The sequence below is a fragment of the Bradyrhizobium sp. BR2003 genome (assembly GCF_009720285.1).
GTDB classification, from domain to species: domain Bacteria; phylum Pseudomonadota; class Alphaproteobacteria; order Rhizobiales; family Xanthobacteraceae; genus Bradyrhizobium; species Bradyrhizobium elkanii.
In genome coordinates, this window is sequence record NZ_SMYJ01000015.1 from 163,167 (window position 1) to 188,822 (window position 25,656).

The window sequence follows — 25,656 nt, forward strand, 5'->3', positions numbered from 1 at the left end:
GCTAAGGTTCCCGCATGACCGTGACAGATATCGCGACCCGGACCTATAACCACGGCTGGCGGCTCGACCCGATCGTGCGCAGCCTGCTGGACACCGATTTCTACAAGCTGTTGATGCAGCAGATGATCCGGGAATGCTATCCGGACACCCGCACGACCTTTTCGGTCATCAACCGCTCGACCCATATTCGGCTCGCCGAGGTCATCGACGAGGCCGAGCTGCGCGCCCAGCTCGACCACGCCCGCACCATCCGCTTCACCAAGAAAGAGCTGATCTGGCTCGCCGGCAACACGTTCTACGGCAAGACCCAGATGTTCTCGCCCGACTTCATCAACTGGCTCTCGACCTTCCGGCTGCCCGAATACGAGCTGAACAAGGTCGACGGCCAGTATGAGCTGCATTTCCACGGGCCGTGGACCCACACCACGATGTGGGAGATCCCGGCGCTCGCGATCCTCAACGAGCTGCGCTCGCGCGCCGCGACCAAGACTTACGGCCGCTTCGCGCTCGACGTGCTCTACGCCCGCGCCAAGGCCAAACTGTGGGCCAAGGTCGAGCGGCTGCGCAAGCTGGACGGCTTGCGGCTGTCCGATTTCGGCACACGCCGTCGCCATGGCTTCCTCTGGCAGCGCTGGTGCGTCGAGGCGGTGAAGGAAGGCCTCGGCCCCTCCTTCACCGGCACGTCGAACGTGCTGCTCGCGATGGACAACGATCTCGAGGCGATCGGTACCAACGCGCACGAGCTGCCGATGGTCGCCGCCGCGCTCGCCAATGACGACGAGGCGCTGCGCTGGGCGCCCTATCGCATCCTCGACCAGTGGCGCCACACGTATGGCGGCAACCTCTTGATCGCGCTGCCCGACGCCTTCGGCACCAAGCCGTTCCTGCGCGACGCGCCCGATTGGGTCGCCGACTGGACCGGCTTTCGACCCGACAGCGCGCCGCCGATCACGGCCGGCGAAGAGATCATCAAATGGTGGAAGCAGAAGGGCCGCGATCCCAAGGAGAAGCTGCTGGTGTTCTCCGACGCGATGGATGTCGGCTCGATCGAGGAGACCTTCCACCATTTCAAGGGACGCGTGCGCGTCAGCTTCGGCTGGGGCACCAACCTCACCAACGATTTCGTCGGCTGCGCGCCGGACGGCACCGCCGAGCTCGACCCGATCTCGATCGTCTGCAAGGTGACGTCGGTCGACGGCCGACCGGCCGTCAAGCTCTCCGACAATCCGGAGAAGGCGACCGGCATCCCGTCCGAGGTCGAGCGCTATTTGCGCGTGTTCGGCAATGTTGGCCGTGTTCGCACCGCAGTTCACGTTTAAATCCAACGCACCGATCACTCTGATCGACTGACCTGACGAGCTTCCCATGCCCGCACCCAAGCCGCCTGCCTTCGAAACCCTGAGCCTGCACGCCGGCCAGCGCCCCGATCCCGCGACCGGCGCGCGCGCGGTTCCGATCTATCAGACTACGTCCTACGTGTTCCAGGACGCCGACCACGCCGCGGCGCTGTTCAACCTCGAACGCGCCGGCCACATCTATACGCGCATCTCGAACCCGACGACTGCGGTCCTGGAAGAGCGCATCGCGGCGCTCGAATGCGGCGTCGGCGCGATCTGCACCGCCAGCGGCATGGCCGCGATGCATCTTGCGACCGCGACCCTGCTCAATGCCGGCGATCACATCGTCGCCTCCGCCTCGCTCTATGGCGGCACCATCAATCTGCTGGCGCACACGCTGCCGCGGTTCGGCATCACCACGACCTTCGTGAAGCCGCGCGCGCTCGACCAATTCCGTGCTGCGATCAAGCCGAACACCCGCCTCGTGATCGGCGAGACCATCGGCAATCCCGGCCTCGAGGTGCTCGATATCCCCGCGGTGGCACAAATCGCGCATGACGCGAAGATCCCGCTTTTGATCGACAATACCTTTGCGACGCCCTATCTCAGCCAGCCGATCGAGCTCGGCGCCGACATCACGATGAACTCGGCGACCAAGTGGATGGGCGGCCATGGCATCGCGATCGGCGGCGTGATCGTCGACGGCGGGCGGTTCGACTGGCGCGCCTCCGGCAAGTTCCCGCAGCTCACCGAGCCCTATGCCGGCTATCACGGCATCGTCTTCGACGAGCAGTTCGGCAAGGCCGCCTTCATCATGCGCGCCCGCACCGAGGGCCTGCGCGATTTCGGCGCCTGCCTGTCGCCGACCAACGCGTTCCAGCTGCTGCAGGGCATCGAGACGCTCGGCGTCCGCATGGACCGCCACGTCAGCAACACCCATGCGGTGCTGGACGCCCTCGCCGCGAACAAGGCGGTCGACTGGGTGCTGCATCCGTCGCTGGAGACGCATCCGGATTACGTGCTGGCCAAGAAGCTGCTGCCGCGCGGCGCCGGCTCGATCGTCAGCTTCGGCATCAAGGGCGGCCGCGCCGCCGGCAAGAAGTTCATCGAGTCCCTGAAGCTGATCAGCCATCTCGCCAATGTCGGCGACGCCAAGACGCTGGTGATCCATCCCGCCAGCACCACGCACCAGCAGATGGATGCCGGGCAGCTCAAGGCCGCCGGCATCGGCGAGGAGCTGGTGCGGCTCTCGGTCGGCATCGAAACCGCTGAGGATATCATCGACGATCTCGGCCAGGCGCTGCGCGCCTCGCAAAGGACTTAGGGCCATGCAGCTTTCCGTGAACGGATCAGACACCTTCATCGCGACCGGCGGCAGGCCGTTCGATGCATCGCTGCCGGCGGTGGCGATGATCCACGGCGCCGGCTTCGACTCTTCGACCTGGTCGCTGCACAGCCGCTGGTTCGCCCATCACGGATTCTCCGTGCTGGCGCCCGATCTGCCCGGTCATGGCCGCTCCACCGGCAAACCGCTGGCGACCATTGCCGAGATGGCCGACTGGATCGCGGCGCTGATCACGGCAGCCGGTGCATCGAAGGCCCGATTGATCGGCCATTCGATGGGCTCGCTGATCGCGATCGAAACCTCGGCGCGGCATCCCGACAAGGTCTCCGGCCTCGCGCTGATCGGCACCGCCGCGACCATGACGGTCGGCCCCGATCTGCTGAAAGCCGCCGAGGCCAATGACACGGCCGCGATCGACATGGTCTCGATCTGGGGCCTCGGCTTCAAGGCCGAGCTCGGCGGCAGCCTCGCGCCGGGCCTGTGGATGCACCAGGGCGCGCAGCGGGTGCTACAGGAGGCGAAGCCGGGCGTGCTGTACAACGACCTCAACGCCTGCAACGCCTACCAGAACGCACTTACGGCTGCTGCCGCGGTCAAGGTGCCCGCCACCTTCATCCTCGGCGAACGCGACATGATGACGCCCGCCAAGGCCGGGAAGGCGCTCGCCGCCGCGACGCCGAACGCCCGCACCGTCGTGCTGCCGGGCGCCGGCCACATGATGATGGTCGAGCAGCCCGACGAGCTGCTGGCAGCGCTGCGGTAGCGGAGCCGCGGGCTCCTCTCCCTTTCCTCGTCGGAGAAGGTCGCGCGGACGCCGTCCGGGCCGGATGACCACCACCAAAATATCGAAAACAACCCCATGCAAAGTAGCAAGGCAGCCGCCGGCCCTCGGACAGGCCACTTGACACGTCGGGCAACTCAGCGATATCTTCTGTTATTCCGAATTTCTGCACCTCGAACTCCCGGTGAACTACCGAAGTCGGGCTGGTGGATCAGGGCTGCGCGCAGTCACGTGACCAGCAGGATCCAGGGAGTTCCGATTACAAGGAACACGGCGAGAAAGAAGAGCGTCACAAGCAGGCCAACCCGATAGAGCTCCGGCTGTGTGAGGTAGCCGCTGCTTACGAAGATGACGTTCTGGCTGCCACCCTGGGGCGTAATGACTGAGAAGTAACTGCTTGCAAACAGCAGAGCAAACGCCATCAACGGTGCGGGCACGCCTCCTCGGATGCCGACGTCAACAAAGACGCCGAGCAGAGCCAGCACCTGTGAAGTCTGACTGACAAACATGTAGTGAATTAGCACATACAGCGCGACCAGTGTGACGTAGGTCATCTGCCACGAAAGGCCGACTATGTAGGACGCCAGCCGCTGACCGACATAACCCATAAACCCGAGTTCGTTGAGCTGCCCGCTCAAGGCAAACAGCACGGCAAGCCACAGAAACGTTTCGAGGGCCTCTCCGTGTTCAGCAATATCTTTCAATCCGATGACATTTGACACGAGCAACATTCCGAGGCCAGCGAACGCGACACTGGTCGAATTCAGTTGCAACGAATCGCCAAATACCCACCCCAGGATCATGAATGCGAAGATTCCGGCCGTGATCCATTCATCGCGCTTGAGTGGACCAAGCGCCGCAAGCTCCTTCCGGGCAGCAACGGGTGCTTCGGGTGTCTGGCCAATCCCTGGCGGGAAAATGCGCGCCACAAGCCAGGGAAGCAGCAAGAGCGCAATCAGTGCAGGCACTGCCGCCACAACCAACCACTTGCCGAAACCGATTTCTACCCCGAACCCCTTGACTATCTGGACCCCGAGCGGGTTGGCCGAGGTGGCCGTCATCCAAAGCGCAGACGAAACCGACAAGCTCGCCATCCCGCAGAACATAAGATAGCCGCCCAGTTTACGACCCTCGGGCTCCTCCGGTCGCGAACCGGATCCGCTGGCGACCGACAGCACTATCGGGAACAGAACACCACCTCGCGCCGTGTTACTGGGAAAACCCGGAGCAATGATGGCGTCCGTTATGACGATACTGTAGGCAAGCCCAAGAGACGATTTGCCGAATATGCCGACCATGAACAGGCTGATCCGCCGCCCCAAACCCGACTTCACCACGGCGAGCGCGACCAGGAAAGCAATCACGACCAGCAACACACTGGCGTTGGCAAAACCCGCAAAGGCCTTCGCCGGCGAAATGGTGCCGGTCAGGACCACCGCCGCGACAGCGAGCAGCGCGGATGGGAGCAACGGAAAAGAGCCGATCAAGACCGATGCGATCGCCGACGCGAACACGGCGAACAGATGCCAAGCGGGCGGGGTCAATCCAGCCGGAACGGGTGTCAGCCAGATGCCGATCGCCAGCATGAACGGCAACGCCGGCTTCAGGAATGTGAGGGGGCGTTTCATGGCTTGGACGTTCCTGCGCCGGGCCCACTCGGTGTTGACAGAAATCGGACCTTACCGCTGAGCCCTATCGACTGGCCCTGCACGACACCGTCTTCGTTTTCCAGAAGAAAGCGCCAGGAGAATTCATAGGTGCCTGTCGCACCCTTGTACCGACCGCTGCCGCCCACAAATGTCCCGACGATGCGATTGCCTGCCGGGGTGGTTTCGCCGCGAAGCTCGCTATAGACGTGATTGTCTGTGTCATCCGTCCAGACAGCCCGTCCTGTCAGGCCCGTAGCGCTGTCGTTGAGTACGACGGCCTCGGCGCGGAAGCCCAGCGCAGGACGTGAGGACCCGTAGAGCATTAGTGATCCGCTGTAATCGGCAACCGAAGCTCGCCGATCGCCACCGAGCCCGATGTCGCGGCGGCTGCCAGCCGCGGTCCACGTTCCGCTGAACTCGTGCCACTCGGTGTCTTCGGAGGCAGCTTGTACGGGCGATGCAGCGCCAACTCCGGCAAGTATTAGCGCGACGAAAAGAAGAGATGATCTTTGCCGGCCATCGCTCCGGAGCCACGGTGCAGCGCGGAAGCTGCGGCCGCTCATCATCAGACATTCGCACCAGAGCGCAGCGAAAAGAAACATATATTTCGCCTCCGCATATACTTTGAGCCGGATACCTGCACAGAATTGAAAATCCCGGCTTGACATGGATCAATCGATGTCAGGCGCAGAGTGCGCAGCCCTTATAGGGAGCCGCCGAGAAGGCCAGCGGGAGATGATTTCATGTCAGACGCCTTAGCACCTCGACACGTACTGGATCCGATGGAACGGATCTCGGAGACCTTATTCGGTCTGATTATGGCCCTTACCTTCATCTGCTCGCTGAGTATCGCATCGGGTGCTGGCATCAACATTCGTACGATGCTGATGGGAGCGCTAGGCTGCAATCTAGCCTGGGGTATTGTTGACGGCGGTCTTTATCTTCTGGCTCGTATCAATGACCGGGGAGACAAGGCTTTGACGCTCCGCGCAATCAGGCAGGCGCCCGATCCCGAAACTGCGCAGCGCATCATCTCAGATGCATTGCCGGCTCAATTGGCGGCGATCCTACCTCTGGATCAATTGGAAGTACTCCGGAAAACTTTGCAGCAATTGCCTGAGCCGTTCCTTGGTCCAAGGCTGACGAAGCGCGACTGGACGGGAGCGCTGGGCCTTTGCTTATTGAGTTTCCTTTCGACCTTCCCGCTGACAATTCCGTTCGTGCTGCTGCACGACCCCAGATTAGCCTTGCATGTGACCTATGTTGCCGCCATCTGCTGTGGTTACGCATTTGGAGTACGTAGCGGGTTGCGGCCTTGGACGGCAGGGCTTTCGATGGTGGCTGTGGGTAGTGCACTGGTTGGCGTCGCGGTAGCTCTTGGAGGGTAATCGGCAGTGCGGCAGCGAAAGGACGCAACAAGTGGTCGCTCGATCACGGGGTTGGTCGCGCTATGGCTTGTGCTTTCGATCAGCGATCTCGCTTACGGCCAAGCCCCCAGCTCAGCCGGAGCAATCGGCCTTGGTAATCGCGGATGGTCGGCAGCCGACGCCAACCACACGACGTCTTCGAACGAACTGGAATTCAGCGCCCGCGCGGGACTTGCGTCCGACTACATCTATCGCGGCGTTACATTGTCCGATCATGGGCCTGCGGTCGGCGCCGCCCTGGAAGCAAGATGGGGCCAGCTATACGCCGGCACAACGGTCGCCACCGTCAACCTGCCGACACAGCCAGCCGCCGAATTCACCTACGCCGCCGGTATCCGTCCGACGTTCGCAACGATCGATTTCGATTTTGGCGTGACCTATTTCGCTTATCCCGGAGAACGGCTTCCCGGCGAGACCAACGGAATCAATTATTGGGAGACGGTCATCCGCGGCGACCGAAAAATCAGCGATCAAGTCCGCCTCGCCGCGGGCTACGCCTATTCACCGAATGTCTCGAACACCGGCGCTTGGAGCCAATATGTGGCAGGTGGCGTCGGCTATGATGTGCCGAGCCGATTGCTGCCGCGCGACGTAACCATATCCTTCACGACCGCTGCCGGCTATTCTTGGTTCGGCAATCAACACCAGCAACTCGGCGGATTCCCTTTACCTTCCTATCTCAATTGGCAGGCAGGCGTGACCTTCTCCCACAAGGCTTTCAACTTCGACCTGCGCTACTACGACACCAATCTGACGAAGGAAAACTGCTTTGTCTTTACAGGCGATCCAAATGCGCAGCCAGGCGGCCGCGTGAATCTCGCTACCAACCCGGATGGCCTGACCTCGAACTGGTGCGGCGCGACGTTTGTTGCCAAGGTCTGGTTTGCGTTGAACTAGGCAGGAACCATGGGGCTTAGGGTTGTTGCTGGAGCCGCCCGGTCTCTGTCCGCGGATAGAGACCCCTCACCCCGCTTCGATGCTTGCGCATCGAAGCCACCCTCTCCAAGGCTACGGCGGACATGAGGGGAAAGGGTGTATCTCGTACGCGGATAAAGCGCCCTTACTGCTTCGCGGGCTTCCGCTCGATCGGGTGAATGTCGATCGCGCGCAGGCGGCCGAGGCGGAGCACGTCCATCGACAGGGTGCGGTCGATCCGGCTGTGATCGAGCGCACGGATCAGGTCGTCGACGCCGTTGATCTCGATGCCGTCGAGCCTGATCACGACGTCGCCCGGCAGCAGCGCGGCGCGCGCGGCCGGGCTGTCCGGCTCGATCTGCATCAGGAGCGCACCCATCTTGTTCTCGACGCCGGCCAGCACCGCGTGCCGCCGCGGCACCGGCGCGGTCTGCCCGGCGACGCCGATATAGGCGCGGCGGACATAGCCGTGGCGGATGATCTCCGACAGCACGAACTGCGCGGTGTTGCTGGCGACCGCAAAGCAGATGCCCTGCGCGCCGTTGATGATCGCGGTGTTGATGCCGATCACCTCGCCCTTCGACGACACCAGCGGCCCGCCGGAATTGCCGGGATTGAGCGCGGCGTCGGTCTGGATCACGTCCTCGATGGTCCGCCCGCTGACCGAGCGGATCGAGCGTCCCAGCGCCGACACCACGCCGGCGGTGACCGTCGATTCGAAGCCGAGCGGATTGCCGATCGCGACCACGAGCTGGCCGCGCCGCAGCGTCTTGGAGTTGCCGAGCGAGGCATAGGGCAGATCGCGCGCGCCATCGGCCCGCAGCAAGGCGAGATCGGTGTCGGGATCGACGCCGAGCACATGGGCGTCGGTGACGAAGCCCTCGGTGTCGCGCAGCCGGATCTCCTTCGACGATCCGACCACATGGCTGTTGGTCAGCACGAAGCCGTCGGGCGAGATCACGATGCCCGAGCCAAGGCCGCCGCGCTGGCGCGCGTTGCGCACTTTCGGTCCGGTTTCGACCCGGACCACGGCGGGGCCGACGCGGTCGGTGACGTCGATCACGGCATTGGAATAGGCATCCAGCAAAGCCCGGTCATCGGTTTGGTCAGCATCAGCCGCCCGCGACGACGCCGTGTCAGCGGCGGTATCTGAGGTAAAATCCAGCATGGCGAGAGTCCTTTGGTCCCCTCAGATGGTGACCGGTTCCCGCCGCCGCAAGTGGTTACGCCCCCGGCCCGCCCATACCTGCCCAATCGGCTAGGTCGCCCGCCGCAACACCCCGCCACGCTCCCTGACCGGATCGAGCAGCGACCAGTCGCCCTCCGGCAGCACATGGCCTTTCGGGAACGGCGCGCGCAGCTCGAGGCCGAGCGAGCGCAGCACGCGGTCGTCGCGGTAGTAGCACTGCAGCACCACGCGGACGAGCGTCGCCGCGGCGGCGCCGCCACGGCTACGAAACTCCCGCGCCACCGCATCGCGCCCGGCATCGTCGAGCTCGGCGAGCGGCTTGCCCGCGAGATCAGCCAGACGATCCAGCGCCTGCGCGACCAGCGCGGCGTCGCGGCCGAGCGTTGCCAGCATGTCGGCCTGGATCGCGCCATCGTCCGCCCCCGGCACCTTGTACTCGTCACTTGCGGGAACGATCATCGCGGCGACGGTGCGGAGATCGGCGCGCTGGGCTGCGGTCAGTTGATTGCTATCGGACATGTCGGTCTCTGGCGGTCTCAGTCGAACAGATTGGCGAGGCGCTGCTTCATCTGATCGGCGATGTAGAGCGCAAGGGCCTGGATGGTGGAGGTCGGGTTCACCCCGCCCGAGGTGACGAAGATGCTGCCGTCGACGATGAAGAGGTTCTTCACGTCGTGCGAGCGGCCCCATTCGTTGACCACGGAGCGCGTCGGATCGGTGCCCATCCGCGCGGTGCCGAGCAAATGCCAGCCGCCCCACGGGATCGGATCGTTGATGCAGATGTCGGTGGCGCCGGCGGCCTCGAGAATCTCCCGGCCGCGCGCCAGCCCGTGATCCATCATCTTCCGGCTGTTCGCGCTGATCGTGTAGTCGATTTTGGGCGCGGGGATGCCATGGCTGTCCTTCAGCACGGGATCGAGCGTGACGCGGTTGTGCTCCTCCGGCAGATCCTCGCAGATCGCCGATACCGCGAGACGATGGCCGGTGAGCTTACGGAACACGCGGTGATGATCCTTGCCCCAGGGCAGGATGCCCTTCTGCTCGCTCGCGACCGCCTCGAATACCGGCCCGGCGCCGCGGCCGAACTGGATGCCGTAGCCGCGGACGAAGCCGCGCGAGAGATCGGTGTCGTAGAACTCCTTGCTCCACAGGCAGGTCGGCGGCGCGCGGTTGCTGTCGGTCGGCTCCTTCACGAAGCCGTAGATCTGCGCATAGGGGTGGAACATCAGGTTCTTGCCGACCAGGCCCGACGAGTTGGCGAGGCCATTCGGGAATTTGCCCGACGCCGAATTGAGCAGCAGCCGCGGCGTGCCGACACCGTTGCAGGCGATGATGACCACCTCGGCCGGCTGAAACTGCTCGATGCCGTCCTTGTCGTAATAGACGACGCCGGAGGCCATGCCGTGTTCGTTGGTCAGGATCTCGCGCACCCGGCAATGGGTCTTGAGCTCGACCCCGGCGCGGACTGCGTGCGGCCAGTAGGTGATGTCGGTCGAGGCCTTGGCACCCTGCGCGCAGGCCGGCGTGCAGTGGCCGAGATTGATGCAGCGCGCCCTGCCCTCATAATCCATCGTCGCCACCGTGGTGTCCGACGGCCACCAGTGCCAGCCGAGCTTGTTCATGGCCTTGCCGATCAAGGGGCCGGACAGCCCGAGCGGCTGCTGCGGCATCGGCGGGTGGCTCAGCGGCGACAGCGGATCGCCCGACAGGCCGGAGACGCCCATCATCCGATCGTTCTCCTCGAAGAACGGGGTGAGCGCGTCGTAATCGATCGGCCAGTCGTCGGCGACGCCGTCGAGCGTCTTCACCTTGAAGTCGGATGGATGCAGCCGCGGCCAGTGCGCGGTGTACATCACGGTCGAGCCGCCGACGGCGTTGAAGTTGACGACCTTGATCGGCGAGTTGTCGTCGTTGATCGGGTAGTCCTCGGGGCGCTTGCGGACATTCGGGCTGGACGACCACTCGCCGTAGAACTTCGCCTCCCAGTCGCGCCCGGTGCTCGGATATTCGGCCGGATTCATCCAGCCGCCCTGATCGAGGCAGAGGATGTGCATCTTGGTATCGGCAAGGCTCCAGGCCACGGCAGCGCCGGACGCGCCGGCGCCGATGATCAGGACGTCAACGGGATCGTTCTTCATTCTTGTTCCTTGATCTCATGATCCCGTCATTCCGGGGCGATGCGAAGCATCGAACCCGGAATCTCGAGATTCCGGGTCCGGTCCTTCGGACCATCCCGGAATGACACGTGCATTCAATTGACGATTCTCACCGGCAAGCTTCGTATACCGCGGATGAAATTGGAATAGAGCCTTTGCGGCGGGCCCATCAGCTCAAAACGCAGATCGCGCGCCAGGACCTCCTCCCAGAGGATGCGCAGCTGCTGCTCGGCGAGGCGGTCGCCGACGCAGCGGTGGACGCCGGCGCCGAAGGCGAGATGCTGGCGCGGCTTGGCGCGGTCGATGATGAATTCGTCGGCGCGCTCGATCTTGTCCTCATCGCGGTTGCCGGAGATGTACCACATCACGACCTTGTCGCCCTGCTTGATCCGACGGCCGGCAAGCTCGACATCGTTGCGCGCGGTGCGGCGCATGTGCAGCACCGGCGTGTGGTAGCGGATGCTCTCGGAGACCAGGTTCGGGATCAGTTCCGGCCTCGCGCGGACCAGCTCGAACTGCTCCGGGTTCTCGCACAGCGCCATCAGCCCGGCCGACATCGAGTTGCGCGTGGTGTCGTTGCCGCCGACGATCAGGAGCCCGATCGTGCCGATGAACTCGCGCGGCTCCAGATTCCGCGTCGCTTCAGAATGCGCCAGCATCGAGATCAAATCGAAGGTCGGCGGCGCATCGATCCGCGCGTCCCACAGCTTGCGGAAATATTCTCCCATCTTGACCAGTTCGGCGGTGCGTTCAGCCTCCGAATGCACCACCGCGTCGGAGGATTCGACGTTGGCGATCGCGACATCCGACCACCAGGTCAACTTGGCGCGGTCCTCGGAGGGGAAATCGAACAGCGTCGCCAGCATCATGTTGGTGAGGTCGACCGAGACCCGCTCGGCACAGTCGAAGGTCTCGTTGCGCGGCAGCGCGTCGAGCACCGCTGCGGTGCGCGTGCGGATCAGGGCGTCGAAATTGGCGAGGTGCGACGGCGCCACGATCGGCGCCACCGTGCGGCGCTGCGCGGTGTGGCCGGGCGGGTCCATGCGGATGAAGCTCGGCCGCTCCTGCCCCTTCGGCTGGTCTGCGACCTGGATACCGCCAAGCTCGGAGGCCGACGAATAGTTCTGGTGATCCAGCTCGACCGCGAAGATGTCGTCGTAGCGCGTCACCGACCAGTACGGACCGTAGGCCGACGCCTCGCAATAATGCACAGGATCGTCGCGGCGGAGCTGCGCGAACAGCGGCCGCCAGGTGTCGTCCTGATAAAGCCGGGGATTGCTGACGTCTATGGACGTCGGCCTGCGCAGCGCCTCTCCCATCGCTTCACTCCCGCTGGTTCCGTCGCCGCTTGGCGGGCGATCGTTGTGTCGGGCCGACGATAGAGGGAATCCCGCGGCCGAGTAAAGACGCGGGGCGTACAGTCCGCCGCGCGGAATGCGCGCGGGCCCACGCACCCGGCAAATCCCGATAGCTGCCCCGCTGTTCGATGTTTGTCGGCAGCAGGAAGACCGGCTAGCCTTGCCGGCAATCAATCCATCAGGGAGCAACGACCAGTGGCCGAATTGCGCCAGGACAACACCGCCGAGACGGCGGCGCTGGACTACGACGTCATCATCATCGGCGCCGGCCTGTCCGGCATGTACCAGCTCTACCGGCTGCGCGAGCTTGGTCTTACGGCGCGCGTGTTCGAGGCCGGCACCGGCGTCGGCGGCACCTGGTACTGGAACCGCTATCCCGGCGCGCGTTTCGATTCCGAGAGCTATTCCTACGGCTACTCGTTCTCGAAGGAGCTGCTCGAGGAATGGGAGTGGTCGGAGCATTTCGCCGGCCAGCCCGAGACCTTGCGCTACTGCAACTATGTCGCCGACAAGTTCGACCTGCGCCGCGACATCCAGTTCGAGAGCCGCGTTACGTCAGCGATCTACCAGGACGACACGCGAAGCTGGCGGATCACGCTTGAGGGCGGCGCGCAGCACGTCTGCCGCTTCCTGATCACCGCGATCGGTCCGTTGTCGACGCCAACCCTGCCGCGCATCGAGGGCCGCGACGATTTCAGCGGCCAATCGTTCCACACCGCGCGCTGGCCGAAGCAGAAGGTGGATTTCACCGGCAAGCGCGTCGCCGTGATCGGCACCGGCGCGACCGGCATCCAGACCATCCAGACCATTGCCGGCGAGGTCGGGCATCTCACCGTGTTTCAGCGCACCGCCAACTGGGCGGCGCCGCTGCACAACGGCAAGATCGACGCCGCGACGCAGGCCAGGATCAAGGCCGGCTATCCCGAGATCTTCGCGCGCTGCAAGGAGACGTTCGCCTGCTTCATGCATACGCCCGATCCGCGCGGCGCGTTCGATGTGAGCGAGGAGGAGCGCGAGGCGTTCTACGAGAAGCTCTATGGCGAGCGCGGCTTCGGCATCTGGCAGGGCAATTTCAAGGATATCCTGATCGACCGCACGGCGAATGCCACGATCAGCGATTTCGTCGCGCGCAAGATCCGCGAGCGCGTGAAGAACCAGGCGGTCGCCGAGAAGCTGATCCCGAAGAATCACGGCTTCGGCACGCGGCGGCTGCCGCTCGAGACCTTCTATTACGAGGTCTACAACCGCGACAATGTCGAGCTGGTCGATATCAAGGAGACGCCGATCGAGCGGATCACGCCCGAGGGCATCCGGACGACCGACAAGGACTACGCCTTCGACATCATCATCTACGCCACCGGCTTCGATGCCATCACCGGCAGCTTCGACAAGATCGATTTCCGCGGCGCGCACGGTGCGCGGCTGAAGGAGAAATGGACGCACGGCCCCGAGACCTATCTCGGGCTGATGGTCGACGGCTTCCCCAACATGATGATGCTGATGGGCCCGCACACGGCGCTCGGCAACATCCCGCGCAGCATCGAATACAGCGTCGACTGGGTCACCGGCCTGATCCGCTTTGCACAGCAGAGAGGCCTGACCTTCCTCGACGCCACGCCCGAGGGCACCGCCGACTGGACCGAGCATGTCAAGGCGCTCGGCGTCGGGCTTTTGTCGAACGAGGTCGATTCCTGGATGACCGGCATCAACCGCAACGTCGAGGGCAAGCAGACCCGCATCGTCGCCCGCTACAGCGGCAGCGCCCCGGCGTATCGCGCGCGGTGCGACGAGGTGGCGGCGAAGGGGTATGCGGAGCTGAGGTTGGGGTAGCTGTCTCGGTCGTCCGGTCTAGCTCTCTCGGTGACAACAGGCGCCAACCCATCCACCGCGGTCGTTCCGGCCTGCGCCGGGACGACACTGAATTTGCTCCGCCACTTGCGAGCTCTCTCCGCATTCGCCCCGTGGAATGGGTGGAGCGAAGCGATACCCATCATTTGCGCCGCGGATGGAGAATTGATGGGTTTCGCTTCGCTCTACCCATCCTACGCGTTCCGCTTCAGTTACCACGCATCGATGCACGGCCGCTTGCGGTGGGTCCGCGGCTCGGCCTTCGGCACCGAGCGCAGGCCGGCCATGATCCAGTGCCTAGTATCGGCGGGATCGATCACCTCGTCGATCTCGAGCACCGAGGCGATCGAGACCGCCTTGCCGTTGGCGTAGAGCTCGGCGACCTTGGTCTGGAAATATTTTTCGCGCTCGACCGGATCCTCGATCGCCTCCATCTCCTTGCGGAAGCCGAGCCGGACATAACCCTCGAGGCCCATGCCGCCGAACTCGCCGGTCGGCCACGCCACCGTGAAGAACGAGGCGTGGAAGCCGCCGCCGATCATCGATTGCGCGCCAAGGCCGTAGCCCTTGCGCAGCACGACGCCGAACAGCGGCACCGTGATGCTCGCGCCGGTGACGAACATCCGCGCGACATGGCGCACGATTGCGGTCTTCTCGGCCTCGGGGCCCACCATGAAGCCCGGCGTGTCGCATAGCGAGACGATCGGGATGTCGAAGGCGTCGCACAGCTGCATGAAGCGCGCGGCCTTGTCGCCGGCAGGCGCATCGATCGCGCCGCCGAGATGCTTTGGATTGTTGGCGATCAGGCCGAACGGCTTGCCCTCGATGCGGATGAAGGCGGTGATCATGCCGACGCCGAAATCCCTGCGGATCTCCAGCACCGAGCCCTCGTCGGCGATCAGGTCGATCACGTTGCGGATATCGTAGACCCGCAGCCGATTTTCCGGGACTGCACGGCGCAGCAGCCGCTGGTCCGGCGCCTTCCAGTCCTGCACCGCGCCCTGGAAGTAGGACAGATATTTCTGCGCCACCGTGGTCGCCTCGGCCTCGTCCTCGACCAGGATGTCGATCACGCCGTTCGGCGACTGGAACGAGACCGGGCCGACCTCGGCCGGATGGTAGACGCCGAGCCCGCCGCCCTCGATCATCGCCGGACCGCCCATGCCGATCGACGCATTCCTGGTGGCGATGATGACGTCGCAAACGCCGAGCATCGCGGCGTTGCCGGCGAAGCAATAGCCGGAGACCACGCCGACCACGGGCACCAGTCCGGAGAGTTTTGCGAACTGCACGAAGGACGGGCCGTCGAGGCCGGTCATGCCGAGCCGGTCGGTATCGCCGGGACGGCCGCCGCCACCCTCGGCGTAGAACACCAGCGGCATCCGCCACTGCTCGGCGAGGCCGAGCATGCGGTCGATTTTCTTGTGGTTCATATGGCCCTGAGTGCCGGCGAGCACGGTGTAGTCGTAGGAGATCACCATGCAGCGTGCACCGTCGGCGCCGAAATCCCTGGCGTTGACGGTGGCGACGCCGGCGATCAGCCCGTCGGCCGGCGTGTTCTTGATGAGGTCCTCGACCTTGCGGCGGCGGCGCTGCGCCGCGATCGCAAGCGAGCCGTATTCCACGAACGAGCCCTCATCGACCAGCTGCGCGATGTTCTCGCGCGCGGTGCGCTGGTTGGTCTTGCGGCGACGCTCGACCGAGGCCGGGCGGTTCTCGTCCAGAGTGATCGCCTTGCGCGCGATCAACTCGGCGAGATCAGGCCGGATGTGATCGAGATCAATCGCGGCCTCCTCCGCCGCGTGATGGCCGTCGACCTCGGCAGGCTCAAAGAACAGGATCGGCTCGCCATGCATCAACGTGACGCCGATGCCGCCCGCGATCCTGGTCACCCGGCCGCCATGCGGCGCGGTGACGAGATGCTCCATCTTCATCGATTCCAGCACCGCGATCTGCTGGCCGGGCCGAACCAGATCGCCCTCCGCGACCTCGATCGCCACGATGGTGCCCTGCAGCGGCGCAGGCACCGGAAGCGATCCCTCCGGCGCCGTCTCAGTGGCAGCCGGCTTGGCGACTACGGCTTCGTTCACCTCGACCAGCGGAGGTGCGAGCTCCCTCGCCGCGCCGACCAGCACCGAGACGTGGGTATCGATGAAGTTGGTGCTGATCTTGTTCCGCCCAAAACTCTGATGCGCCAGGATCGCGCCAAGGAACGGAATGTTGGTGGCGACGCCGCCGATCCGGAATTCGCGCAAGGCGCGCGATGCCTTGTGCACCACGTCGGTCCATTTTGGGCTCGGCGAATGCACGATGACTTTTGCCAGCAGCGAGTCGAACGCGGCAGAGGTCCGGTAGCCGGAATAGCCGAACGTATCGACGCGAACGCCGGGGCCCGACGGCAGGTCGAACACACTGAGCGTGCCGCCAGTCGGTTTTGTCACTCCCTTCTCGTCCATCACCTCCATGTTGACGCGCAGCTGCATCGCATAGCCGCGCGGCAGCGGCACCGCCGATTGCGCCAGCCCAAGCGAGGCCAGCGTGGCGCCGGCGGCGACCGCGAGCTGCGAACGCACGAGGTCGATGCCGAGCACCTCCTCGGTGACGGTGTGCTCGACCTGGAGCCGCGGATTGGCCTCGATGAAGGCAAACGCCCCCTCGCTCTCCCCGGCTTCGTCATCGACCAGGAATTCGAAGGTGCCGAGATTGTCGTAGCGCGCGGCGGTCGCGAGCTGCTTCGCCGCCTCGATGATGCGCGCGCGCATTCCCTCGCTCAGCGACGGGCTCGGCGCCACCTCGATGAGCTTCTGGTTGCGGCGCTGGATGGTGCATTCGCGCTCCCAGAGATGGCTGATGGCGCCGTGGCGGTCGCCGATGACCTGCACCTCGATATGGCGCGCCTTGCGGATCAGCCGTTCGACATAGACCGCATCGCTGCCGAACGCCGCCTTGGCCTCGGACTGGCAGCGCGCATAGGCCTCGTCGAGCTTGGCGGCATCCTCGACCACTCGCATGCCGCGGCCACCGCCGCCGGCGATCGCCTTGATCATCACGGCGGCGCCGGCACCGAGCGCGGCGAAGAAGGCCTTTGCCTCGTCGAGACTGGTCGCCTCCGAAGTGCCGGCAATGATCGGGACGCCGCATTTCTTCGCCAGCGCCTTTGCCTTGGCCTTGTCGCCGAACAGATCGAGCGCCTCCGGCGACGGGCCGACGAAGGTGATCCTCTCCCCGGCACAGCGCCGCGCGAGCTGGGTGTTCTCGCTGAGGAAGCCGTAGCCCGGATGCAGCGCGTCGCAGCCTGCGGCCTTGGCCGCCGCGATGACGGCCTCGATGTCGAGATAGGCCCGCGCGCCGCGGCCCGGAATCTCGTGGCTTGCGTCGGCCGATCGGACATGCAGCGAGGCGGCATCGTCGGCGGGATAGATCGCGACGGTCGCGATGCCGCTGTCGGCAGCGGCACGGGCAATCCGGATCGCGATCTCACCGCGATTGGCAATCAGCAATTTCTTGAACGACATCACAACTTCACCAAAGGCTCTTTTGTTTGAGCATGATCTGACCGGAAAACCGGTACCCACTTTTCCGGATCATGCTCTAGCGATCCTTCATGGTCGGATCGAGCACGACACGCAAGGACTCCCCGAGTGCGTTGAACGCCAGGGAGACGACGAGAATGGCAACGCCCGGCGCATACATCTGCTCCGGGGCGATTTCCATGTATTGATAGGCGCGCGCCAGCATGGCGCCCCAGCTCGGGTCCGGCGGCTGGATGCCGAGGCCGAGGAACGACAGGCTGGCCTCTGCCAGCAGCGCGGCGGCGAGCAAGAGCGTCACCTGCACGATGACCGGTTGCAGCGTGTTCGGCAGCACGTGGCGCCACAGCACATGCCAGGTCGGCGCGCCGAATCCCCTGGAGGCATCGACATAGAGCTCCTGCCGCACGATCAGCGTGCGGGCGCGGACGATGCGCGCCAGCGCCGGAAACATCGTGATGCCGACCGCGATCATGCCGTTGGTCAGCCCGATGCCGAGCGCGCCGGTGACCGCGATCGCCAGCACGATGGCGGGGAACGACAGGAAGGTGTCGATGATGCGGCTGATGATGTCGTCGATCCAGCCGCCGAAATAGCCGGCGATGAGGCCGACCGGCAGCCCGATCAGGACCGCGACGCCGACCGCAAGCAGGCTGGCATAGACGGTGGCCGGCGCCCCATAGATCAGGCGCGAGAAGATGTCGCGGCCGAGATCGTCGGTGCCGAGCAGATGGGCCGGCCCCGGCGGCGCCAGCATGTTGTTGACGTCCTGCGCGGTCGGCGCATAGGGCGCGATCCAGGGCGCACCGATCGCGACGACAACGAGCACCGCGAGCACCAGGATCGACAGCGCGGCGCGGAGATCGCCGGCGAGCCAGCGCGCAAATCGCCGCAGCCGCGTCGGCCTCGCCGGTGCCTTCAGGGGAGCAAGCGCCACCTCGGTCATTGCTCGATCCTCGGATCGACCGCGGCGCAGAGCAGGTCGGTGATCAGGTTCACCGCGATGACAACCACCACCATGGTGAAGACGACGCCCTGCACGATCGGGAAATCGCGCTGGATCGCGCCGCGCACGATCAGGCTGCCCAGGCCGGGAATCGCGAACACCGCCTCGATCACCACCGTTGCCGCCAGCATGCGGTTGACCAACAGGCTGATGATGGTGAGCAGATTGACGCCCACATTCTTCAGGCCGTGCTGCCAGAGGATGCGCGACATCGACAGCCCCTTGGCATGCAGGGTGCGGACATATTGCGACGACAGCACCTCCAGCAGCGCGCCGCGCAGCTGGCGCGCGACCTCGGCCATGCCGTAGGCCGCGATCGCGATGCCGGGCAGCAGCGCGTGCCGGATCGCATCGACCGGCGAGACGCCGAAGGATTTCGCGCCGGTCGCCGGCAGCCAGTTCAGCTTCAGCGAGAATTCCGCCACCAGGATCATCGCGAGCCAGAAGCCGGGCACCGCGACGCCGAGCGACGCCAGCATGCTGATCAGCTTGTCGATCCAGCCGTTCGGCTTGATCGCGGCCATCACGCCCATCGGGATGCCCGTGACCAGCGCCAGCGCCAGCGCGATCGCGACGATCAGCAGCGTGTTCGGAAACGCACGTCCGATCGAGTCCGCGACCTTCTCGCCGCTGAGTAGCGATTGCGAGAGATCGCCCTGCGCGACATTGCCAAGCCAGGCGCCGTATTGCACCAGGAACGGGCGGTCGAGGCCGTAGATCTTCCTGATCTCGGTGATCCGCGCGTCGGTCGCGTTGTCGCCCGCCAGTGTCACGGCGATGTCGCCGGGCACCAGCTTGAGCAGCGCGAACACCATGAAGGTCGCGAGCAGGATCACGGGCAGCGCCTGCACGAGGCGGCTGCCGACGACCTTGACCGGTGACCGTCGCGCCATCGCCTAACTCCCGAGCCAGACGTCGTCGTATTTCGGCTTGCCGAGCAGGTTCGGCCGATAGCCCTGCACCTTCTTGTTCATGGCGACCAGCTCGAACTGGAACGCCAGCGGCACGACGAAGGCATTCTCCATCACCAGCCGCTGCACGGTGGAGAACGCCTTGCGCCTGGTCTCGATGTCCTCCGACGCGCGCGATTCCTTGATCGCGGCCTCGAGCTCGGCCGGCACCGGCGCGCGGCCGCCATTGTAATAGGCGTCCTTGGTGAACATCAGCGAATAGGTCAGGCTCGGGTCGGGCCGTCCGGTCCAGGCCGAGAGCAGCCCTGCCCCTTTCTTCTCCGGACCGAAGAAAGCGGCGGAAGCCTCCGCGACCGGGGCATTGACGAAGCGCGCGTTGATGCCGGCCTTGCGCAGCTGCTCGATCAGGATCTCCTGGCGCTGCACCGAATCCTGGTCCGGATAGCCGCCGAACTCGATCGGGGTGTTCTCCTTGAAGCCGGCCTCGGCGAGCAGCTTGCGTGCCTTGTCGGGATCGTACGGATAGAGCTTCGCGACCTCGGCATCATAGGCCCAATGCGCCTTCGGCAGGTTCATGTAGGCCGGCTCGGCGAGGCCGGCGAGCGCGGCCTTGACGAAGGATTCGCGGTCGATCGCGAAGTTCAGCGCCTGGCGGACCTTGATATTGTCGAACGGCGGCTTGGCCCAGTTCAGGAAGATCTGGAACACGTACAGCGTCGGGCCATGCACGACCTTGACGCTGGAGGCGCGCTCGATGATCACCTTCTGCCGCGGCGGCAGCTGGTAGATCAGATCGTTCTGCCCGGCGGTGACCGAGCGGGCGCCGGTGGTGAGCTCGGGAATGATCGAGATCTCGATGGCGTCGGGAAGCGGCCGCTCCGGCTTCCAGTATTTCTCGTTGCGCTTGACCACGATCTTCTCGCCGTCGGCCCAGCTGACGAACGAATAGGCGCCCGCGCCGACCGGCTTGCGCGTCACCACGCCGCCCTCGGCCGCCTTCAGCGCCGTCGGCGACACCATCATGCCGGCGCGGTCGGAAAGGATCCCGGGCAGCGCGGTATCGGGTGTCTTCAGCTTCAACGTCACCTGCTGCGGGCCGGTGACCTCCACCGCGGCGACCGAGAGCAGATCGGCCTTGATGTTCGACTTCGCATCGCTGCGGTTGCGCTCGAGGTTGAACTTGACGGCTTCCGCATCGAGCGGCGTGCCGTCGTGGAAGGTGACGCCGGCACGGATGTTGAGCACCAGCGTGGTGGGATCGGTGAACTTCCAGCTTTCGGCAAGGCCGGGCTTCGGCTTCAGCGTATCGAACTCCCATTCGGTCAGCGTGTCGTACATCGTGAACAGGAAGGCGTGGTCGGAGCCGGCGCCGCCGGTCGCGGGATCGAGGCTCGATGGATTGGCCGGCGCCGAGATGCGCAGGGTGCCGCCCTTCTTCGGCGGGCCTTCCGCGAAGGCGCGGCCGGCGAGGGTGGTGCTGGCCAATGCGCCCGAGATCAGCGCCATGGCCTCGCGTCGTGTCGTCATTGTCATGGCGTTTCTCCGGTGTTCTTAGTTCGATGAAAAATTGGGGCGGTCGGCAAAATGGCAGGCCACCCAATGATCGGGCTTCAGCTCGCGCCACTCCGGCACGCGGTCGGTGCAGAGCGGCTGCGCATGCGGGCAGCGGGTGCGGAACCGGCAGCCCGAGGGCGGGTCGATCGGGCTCGGCACCTCGCCCTGCAAGACGATGCGGCTCTCCTGCCGCATCGTGGACGGCAGCGGCCGCGGCTCGGCCGACAGCAGCGCGATCGTGTAGGGATGCAGCGGCCGCTCGGCGACCTCTTCGGTCGGCCCGAGCTCGACGAACTGGCCGAGATACATCACCGCGACGCGCTCGCTGATATGCGAGACGACCGCGAGATCATGGGTGATGAAGACATAGGTCAGCCCGAGGTCGCGCTGCAGATCGGCAAACAGATTGAGCACGTCGCCGCGGATCGACATGTCGAGCGCGGCCACCACCTCGTCGCAGACGATCAGTTTGGGTTTGAGCGTCAGCGCGCGGGCGATCACGACGCGCTGCTTCTGGCCGCCGGACAGCTGATGCGGGTAGCGCGCGCCGAACTCCTGCGGCAGGCCGACGCGCTCCAGCGCCTCCCGCGCCTGCCGCTCGCGCTCGGCGCTGTTGCCGACACGTGCGAGCTCCAGCGGCTCCAGCACCGAGGCCAGAATGGTCATGCGCGGATTCAGCGCGGCGTTCGGGTCCTGAAAGATGATCTGGTAGTCGCGGCGATGGTTTTGAAACTCCCGGCGCGGCAGTGCCGTTGGATCGATGCCGTCATGCAGGATGGCGCCGGCGCTGGGATTGAGCAGGAACACCAGCGCGCGGCCGATCGTGGTCTTGCCCGATCCGGACTCCCCGATGATGCCGAAGGTCTCGCCGCGACGAACGTCGAAATTGACGCCATCGACCGCCTTCACGGTGGCGCGGCGGTCAGAGGTCTGGAAGCGGACCTGGAGGTCACGCACCGAGACGATGGCGTCGCGGCGGGGCTCGGCACCGGCTGTGGTCATTGCGTCGCGACCTTCGCGGCAGCCGGCGCGCCGGGCGGATGCAGCGCGCCCGGCAGATTGAGCTCGGCAAAGCGCCAGCAGCGCACTCTTCGGCCGCCGCCGGCGTCCAGCAGCTTCTGCTCGGCCTCGCAACCCTTCACCGCATGCGCGCAGCGGGCCCGGAAGCGGCAGCCGTTCGGCATCTCGGCGATCGACGGCACCCGGCCCGGGATCGACGGCAGCCGGCCGTGGCGCGGGCTCAAATGCGGCAGCGAGCGTAACAGTCCCGACGTGTAGGGATGCAGCGGCCGTACCAGCGCCTCGTCGACGGTGGCGTCCTCGATCACCTCGCCGGCATACATCGTGATCATCCGCGTGCAGGTCTCGGCGACGACGCCGAGATCGTGGGTGATCAGCATCAGTGCGGTCTTCGAGGTCTCGCTGATGTCGCGCAGCAGCTCGAGGATCTGCGCCTGCACGGTGACGTCGAGCGCGGTGGTCGGCTCGTCCGCGATGAGGAGCTGCGGCCCGCAGATCAAACTCGCGGCGATCATCACGCGCTGGCGCATGCCGCCGGAAAGCTGGTGCGGATAGTCGTCGATCCGCCGCTCGGGCGAGGCGATGCCGACGCGGCGAAGCATCTCCAGCGTTTTGGCGCGGGCTTCCTCATAGCTGACGTCGGTATGGACGCGCAGCGTCTCGGCGATCTGGTGGCCGACGGTGAACACCGGGTCGAGCGCGCTCATCGGTTCCTGGAAGATCATCGCGATGCGCTTGCCCCGGATCGCGCGCATCTGCCGCGCGCTGCAGGAGGCGAGATCGACGCCGTCGAACAGGATCTTGCCGTCGAGGCCGGCAAAATTGCCCGGCAACAGCCGCAGGATCGACAGGCCGGTGATGGTCTTGCCGCAGCCGCTCTCGCCGACGATGCCGACGCGTTCGCCGGGCAAGACGTCGAAGTCGATGCGGCGCGTCGCCTGCCAGACGCCCTGCGCGGTCTTGAAGCGGATGCCGAGCCCGCGCACGGACAGCAGCGGCCGCGCGGCCTCGCGCGCACCCGCCGCCCTGCGCTGTGCCGGCTGACCTGCCTCCATCAGCCCGCCGCCCGCTTCTTTTCTTTCACCAGCTGCTCCTCCATCAGCATCTCGGTGCCGATGATGCCCTCGCGGGTGAGCTCATCGAGCTCGGCGTCGGAGAGCCCGAGCATGCCGCCGAGAATCTCGCGGTTATGCTCGCCGAGGGTCGGTGGCACTGAACGAATGACAAATGGCGCATCGCTCTCGCGAAATGGCATCGACGGCTGCGGATGTCGTCCGATGAACGCGCGGTCGACCTGCTGGATGAAGCCGCGGGCGTGGAGCTGCGGATCCTTCAGGAGATCGATCGGCAGCCGCGCGACGCCGGAGGCAACGCCGGCGGATTGCAGCGCGGTCATCGCCGCATCGGCATCGTGCGTCGCGGTCCAGGCCATGATCGCAGCCTCGATCTCGGCCTCGATGGCGCGGCGGCCCGCGGCGGTCTTGAGCGTCTCGTCCGCCGCCCAGTCCTCGCGGCCGAGCAGCCGCGCGAGCTTTGGCCACATCGCGTCGTCGGACACCGCAACGACGATCCAGTTGTCTTCTCCGGCGCAGCGAAAGCAGCCATGCGGCACGAAATCCGGATGGCGGTTGCCGTATTTGGTCGGCGGCTTGCCATCGGTCGAATGCGCGACGATCCAGGGCGCGGCGAACGGCATCATGCATTCGATCTGCGCGAGATCGATGAACTGCCCCTGCCCCGTCAGTTTGGCGTGGATCAGCGCGGTCAGCACCGCGGCGGCGCCATTGAGCCCGCCGACGGCGTCGCCAAACGCGGTATGGCTCATGACGGGCGGACCATCGGGATCGCCGACCACGCTGGGCAGGCCGGAGCCCTGCTCCAGGGTCGAGCCATAGGCGCGGCAGTCGCGATGCACGCTGCCGGCACCGAACGCCGACATCGACATCATCACCAGCTTCGGATTGATCTTGCTCAGCACCTCGTAGCCGAGGCCGAGCTTGGGCAGCACCTCGACCGAATAATTGTCGACCACGAGGTCGGCACCAGCGAGCAGGCGTTTTGCGAGCGCAAGCCCCTTCGGCCGGGTCAGATCGAGCGTGATGCCGCGCTTGTTGCGGTTCATGATGCAGTAGCGCACCGATTTCTCGTACATCTGCTCCAGCACATAGGCCGGACGGCGGTCGACGCCGCGCCACCAGTCCGGATACTGGGTCGCCTCGATCTTGATGACGTCGGCGCCGAGATCGGCGAGCGTGCGGGTGCAGATCGGCCCGGCCCAGCCCATCGAAAAGTCGACGACGCGGATGCCCTCGAGCGGCAAGCGATCGGTTGCAGCGGGCCTGGGCGCCGGCACGCGCGGCGCAGCCTCGCGCCTCGGCTGCTGCTCGCCGAGATCAGGCACCCGGCCGCCGCGCAACGGCGGCGTTGCGGTCAGCCGCTGCATCGTGCCGGCGGAAAAGCCGGTCTCGTCGCCGACGGTGATCGGGACGATGGCGCCGCGCGCCCGCTTTTCCTCATCGGCGATGAGATCCGCTACCTCCGGCACCGGCACGATCGGAATCCTGCGCTTGAGCCCCTCGGCGAACCACTCCTGCGCGGTACGCTGCTTCAGCTTCGGCAATATCCTGCCTTCGATCTCGGCGACATGGCGCAGCCGGTCGACACCCATGACCAGCGTCGGATCGTCGCGCAGCTCGTTGAGCCCGAGCATCTCGCAGAACGCGCGCCATTGCGCCGGGGTCACCGTGGTGACGCCGAGCCAGCCCTGCCTGGTCTCGTAGATGCCGACCGGAAAGGTCGGCCAGAACCGGTTGACGCCGATCCGCCGCATGATGTCGCCGCGCTGGAACGCCTCGAACATGATGTATTCGGTGACGGCGATGGAGGCCTCGAACAGGCTGAGATGGTTTTCGCGCCCGCGCCCGTCCTGCATGCGCCCGAGCACCGACGATGCGGCGGCGATGAAACCCCACAGCCCGCCCAGAATGCCGATCTGGAAATCCGGCGCGTGCATCGGCGGCCCCTGCTCCGGACCGACCAGCTTCACCAGTCCGCTCAGCGCACGGATCGTGGAGTCCGTCGCCGCGAAATTGGCGTAGGGACCGCGATCGCCGAACCAGGCGAGGTCAAGATGGATCAGGCCGGGATTATCCCGCTTGATCGCGTCGAGATCGATCTCGGGACAATCCGCCGCAGCGATGCCGCGCCCGTCGAGCAGGATGTCGCAGCCGCTGATCAGCTCGCGCAGGCGCGATGCCGCGCCTGCGTCGCGCTTGTCGAGCACGACACTCGACTTGTTGAAGGTGAGAAACGCAAACCACGCGCTCTGGCCTTTGGGCGTCAGCGGCGCGGTGCGGCGAAGCGGATCGCCGTGCGGCGGCTCGACCTTCTGCACATCGGCGCCGAAATCGGCAAACAGCCGCGCGCAATAGCTCGTCGCCGCAGCACTTCCGATCTCGACAATCCGCAGATGCGACAACGCGCCCATCACGCTTCCTCGCGACAAAATGACCAGCCGGTGACAGCGGCTGATTCAGTTTCTTGTTGCCTGAACTTGAAGCCGCGCGACGAGTGTGATGCAAGTGGAATTTTCTTCCGCTTGACGGAATTAGCGAGCGTATGATTGAAATT

General features: G+C 65.3%; 19 protein-coding genes. 6 read left to right on the top strand and 13 right to left on the bottom strand.

Annotated features, from left to right (window positions below; all coding sequences use genetic code 11):
• Nucleotides 1–14: 14 nt before the first annotated feature.
• Genes pncB through E2I15_RS10650 form a run of 3 tightly spaced genes read left to right on the top strand, consistent with a single transcriptional unit; the run spans nt 15 to nt 3,445 of the window.
• Nucleotides 15–1,319: a nicotinate phosphoribosyltransferase gene (gene pncB, locus E2I15_RS10640; protein ID WP_016842460.1), complete on the top strand. Its 1,305-nt coding sequence runs from the start codon at nt 15–17 to the stop codon at nt 1,317–1,319.
• Nucleotides 1,320–1,365: 46 nt separating this feature from the next.
• Nucleotides 1,366–2,661: an O-acetylhomoserine aminocarboxypropyltransferase gene (locus tag E2I15_RS10645; protein WP_137477129.1), complete on the top strand. Its 1,296-nt coding sequence runs from the start codon at nt 1,366–1,368 to the stop codon at nt 2,659–2,661.
• A gap of 4 nt (nt 2,662–2,665) precedes the next feature.
• A complete protein-coding gene (locus E2I15_RS10650) occupies nt 2,666–3,445 on the top strand; it encodes an alpha/beta fold hydrolase (RefSeq protein ID WP_137477130.1) in 780 nt (259 codons plus the stop codon).
• 245 nt (nt 3,446–3,690) lie between these two features.
• On the opposite strand, the gene E2I15_RS10655 is transcribed toward E2I15_RS10650, so the two are convergent.
• Together E2I15_RS10655 and E2I15_RS10660 are read right to left on the bottom strand one after the other, a co-directional pair.
• The gene (locus tag E2I15_RS10655; protein WP_137477131.1) at nt 3,691–5,091 is read right to left on the bottom strand and encodes a DASS family sodium-coupled anion symporter; all 1,401 of its coding nucleotides are present in this window, start codon (nt 5,089–5,091) and stop codon (nt 3,691–3,693) included.
• A complete protein-coding gene (locus E2I15_RS10660) occupies nt 5,088–5,780 on the bottom strand; it encodes a hypothetical protein (RefSeq protein WP_137477132.1) in 693 nt (230 codons plus the stop codon). Before E2I15_RS10660 ends, E2I15_RS10655 begins: the two co-directional genes overlap by 4 nt.
• 75 nt (nt 5,781–5,855) lie before the next feature.
• Here E2I15_RS10660 and E2I15_RS10665 point away from each other — a divergent pair, with 75 nt between their 5' ends.
• Nucleotides 5,856–6,500, top strand: coding sequence for a hypothetical protein (locus E2I15_RS10665; RefSeq protein WP_137477133.1), 645 nt, complete (start codon nt 5,856–5,858; stop codon nt 6,498–6,500).
• Between the two features lie 6 nt (nt 6,501–6,506).
• Complete coding sequence (locus E2I15_RS10670; protein ID WP_137477134.1) at nt 6,507–7,436, top strand: TorF family putative porin; 930 nt, start codon at nt 6,507–6,509, stop codon at nt 7,434–7,436.
• Nucleotides 7,437–7,599: 163 nt separating this feature from the next.
• Here the strand turns inward: E2I15_RS10670 and E2I15_RS10675 are convergent, their stop codons facing one another.
• The 4 genes from E2I15_RS10675 to E2I15_RS10690 form a co-directional block, all read right to left on the bottom strand.
• Nucleotides 7,600–8,622, bottom strand: coding sequence for a S1C family serine protease (locus tag E2I15_RS10675; RefSeq protein WP_137477135.1), 1,023 nt, complete (start codon nt 8,620–8,622; stop codon nt 7,600–7,602).
• A gap of 90 nt (nt 8,623–8,712) precedes the next feature.
• The gene (locus E2I15_RS10680) at nt 8,713–9,162 is read right to left on the bottom strand and encodes a hypothetical protein (protein ID WP_137477136.1); all 450 of its coding nucleotides are present in this window, start codon (nt 9,160–9,162) and stop codon (nt 8,713–8,715) included.
• A 17-nt stretch (nt 9,163–9,179) separates the two neighbouring features.
• Nucleotides 9,180–10,781: a GMC family oxidoreductase gene (locus E2I15_RS10685; protein WP_137477137.1), complete on the bottom strand. Its 1,602-nt coding sequence runs from the start codon at nt 10,779–10,781 to the stop codon at nt 9,180–9,182.
• Between the two features lie 113 nt (nt 10,782–10,894).
• A complete protein-coding gene (locus tag E2I15_RS10690; protein ID WP_137477138.1) occupies nt 10,895–12,118 on the bottom strand; it encodes a cytochrome P450 in 1,224 nt (407 codons plus the stop codon).
• Between the two features lie 234 nt (nt 12,119–12,352).
• Between E2I15_RS10690 and E2I15_RS10695 the strand changes: the two genes are divergently transcribed.
• Nucleotides 12,353–13,987 (top strand): flavin-containing monooxygenase, encoded by a 1,635-nt coding sequence (locus E2I15_RS10695; protein ID WP_137477139.1) that lies wholly within the window; start codon nt 12,353–12,355, stop codon nt 13,985–13,987.
• Between the two features lie 230 nt (nt 13,988–14,217).
• On the opposite strand, the gene E2I15_RS10700 is transcribed toward E2I15_RS10695, so the two are convergent.
• The 7 genes from E2I15_RS10700 to E2I15_RS10730 all read right to left on the bottom strand — a co-directional run bounded on the left by E2I15_RS10700 (nt 14,218) and on the right by E2I15_RS10730 (nt 25,513).
• On the bottom strand, nt 14,218–17,520 hold the full coding sequence (locus E2I15_RS10700) for a carboxyl transferase domain-containing protein (RefSeq protein WP_137477140.1): 3,303 nt from the start codon (nt 17,518–17,520) through the stop codon (nt 14,218–14,220).
• A 76-nt stretch (nt 17,521–17,596) separates the two neighbouring features.
• A complete protein-coding gene (locus E2I15_RS10705) occupies nt 17,597–18,481 on the bottom strand; it encodes an ABC transporter permease (protein ID WP_137477141.1) in 885 nt (294 codons plus the stop codon).
• Nucleotides 18,478–19,434 (bottom strand): ABC transporter permease, encoded by a 957-nt coding sequence (locus E2I15_RS10710; protein WP_137477142.1) that lies wholly within the window; start codon nt 19,432–19,434, stop codon nt 18,478–18,480. Before E2I15_RS10710 ends, E2I15_RS10705 begins: the two co-directional genes overlap by 4 nt.
• A 3-nt stretch (nt 19,435–19,437) precedes the next feature.
• The gene (locus E2I15_RS10715) at nt 19,438–20,985 is read right to left on the bottom strand and encodes an ABC transporter substrate-binding protein (RefSeq protein ID WP_137477143.1); all 1,548 of its coding nucleotides are present in this window, start codon (nt 20,983–20,985) and stop codon (nt 19,438–19,440) included.
• 18 nt (nt 20,986–21,003) lie between these two features.
• Complete coding sequence (locus E2I15_RS10720) at nt 21,004–22,008, bottom strand: ABC transporter ATP-binding protein (RefSeq protein ID WP_137477144.1); 1,005 nt, start codon at nt 22,006–22,008, stop codon at nt 21,004–21,006.
• Nucleotides 22,005–23,081, bottom strand: coding sequence for an ABC transporter ATP-binding protein (locus E2I15_RS10725; protein WP_137477145.1), 1,077 nt, complete (start codon nt 23,079–23,081; stop codon nt 22,005–22,007). The genes E2I15_RS10720 and E2I15_RS10725 overlap by 4 nt, the downstream gene beginning before the upstream one ends.
• Nucleotides 23,081–25,513 carry a CaiB/BaiF CoA transferase family protein gene (locus E2I15_RS10730; protein ID WP_137477146.1) on the bottom strand — a complete coding sequence of 811 codons (2,433 nt, stop codon included), beginning with the start codon at nt 25,511–25,513 and terminating at the stop codon, nt 23,081–23,083. Before E2I15_RS10730 ends, E2I15_RS10725 begins: the two co-directional genes overlap by 1 nt.
• Nucleotides 25,514–25,656 lie beyond the last annotated feature (143 nt).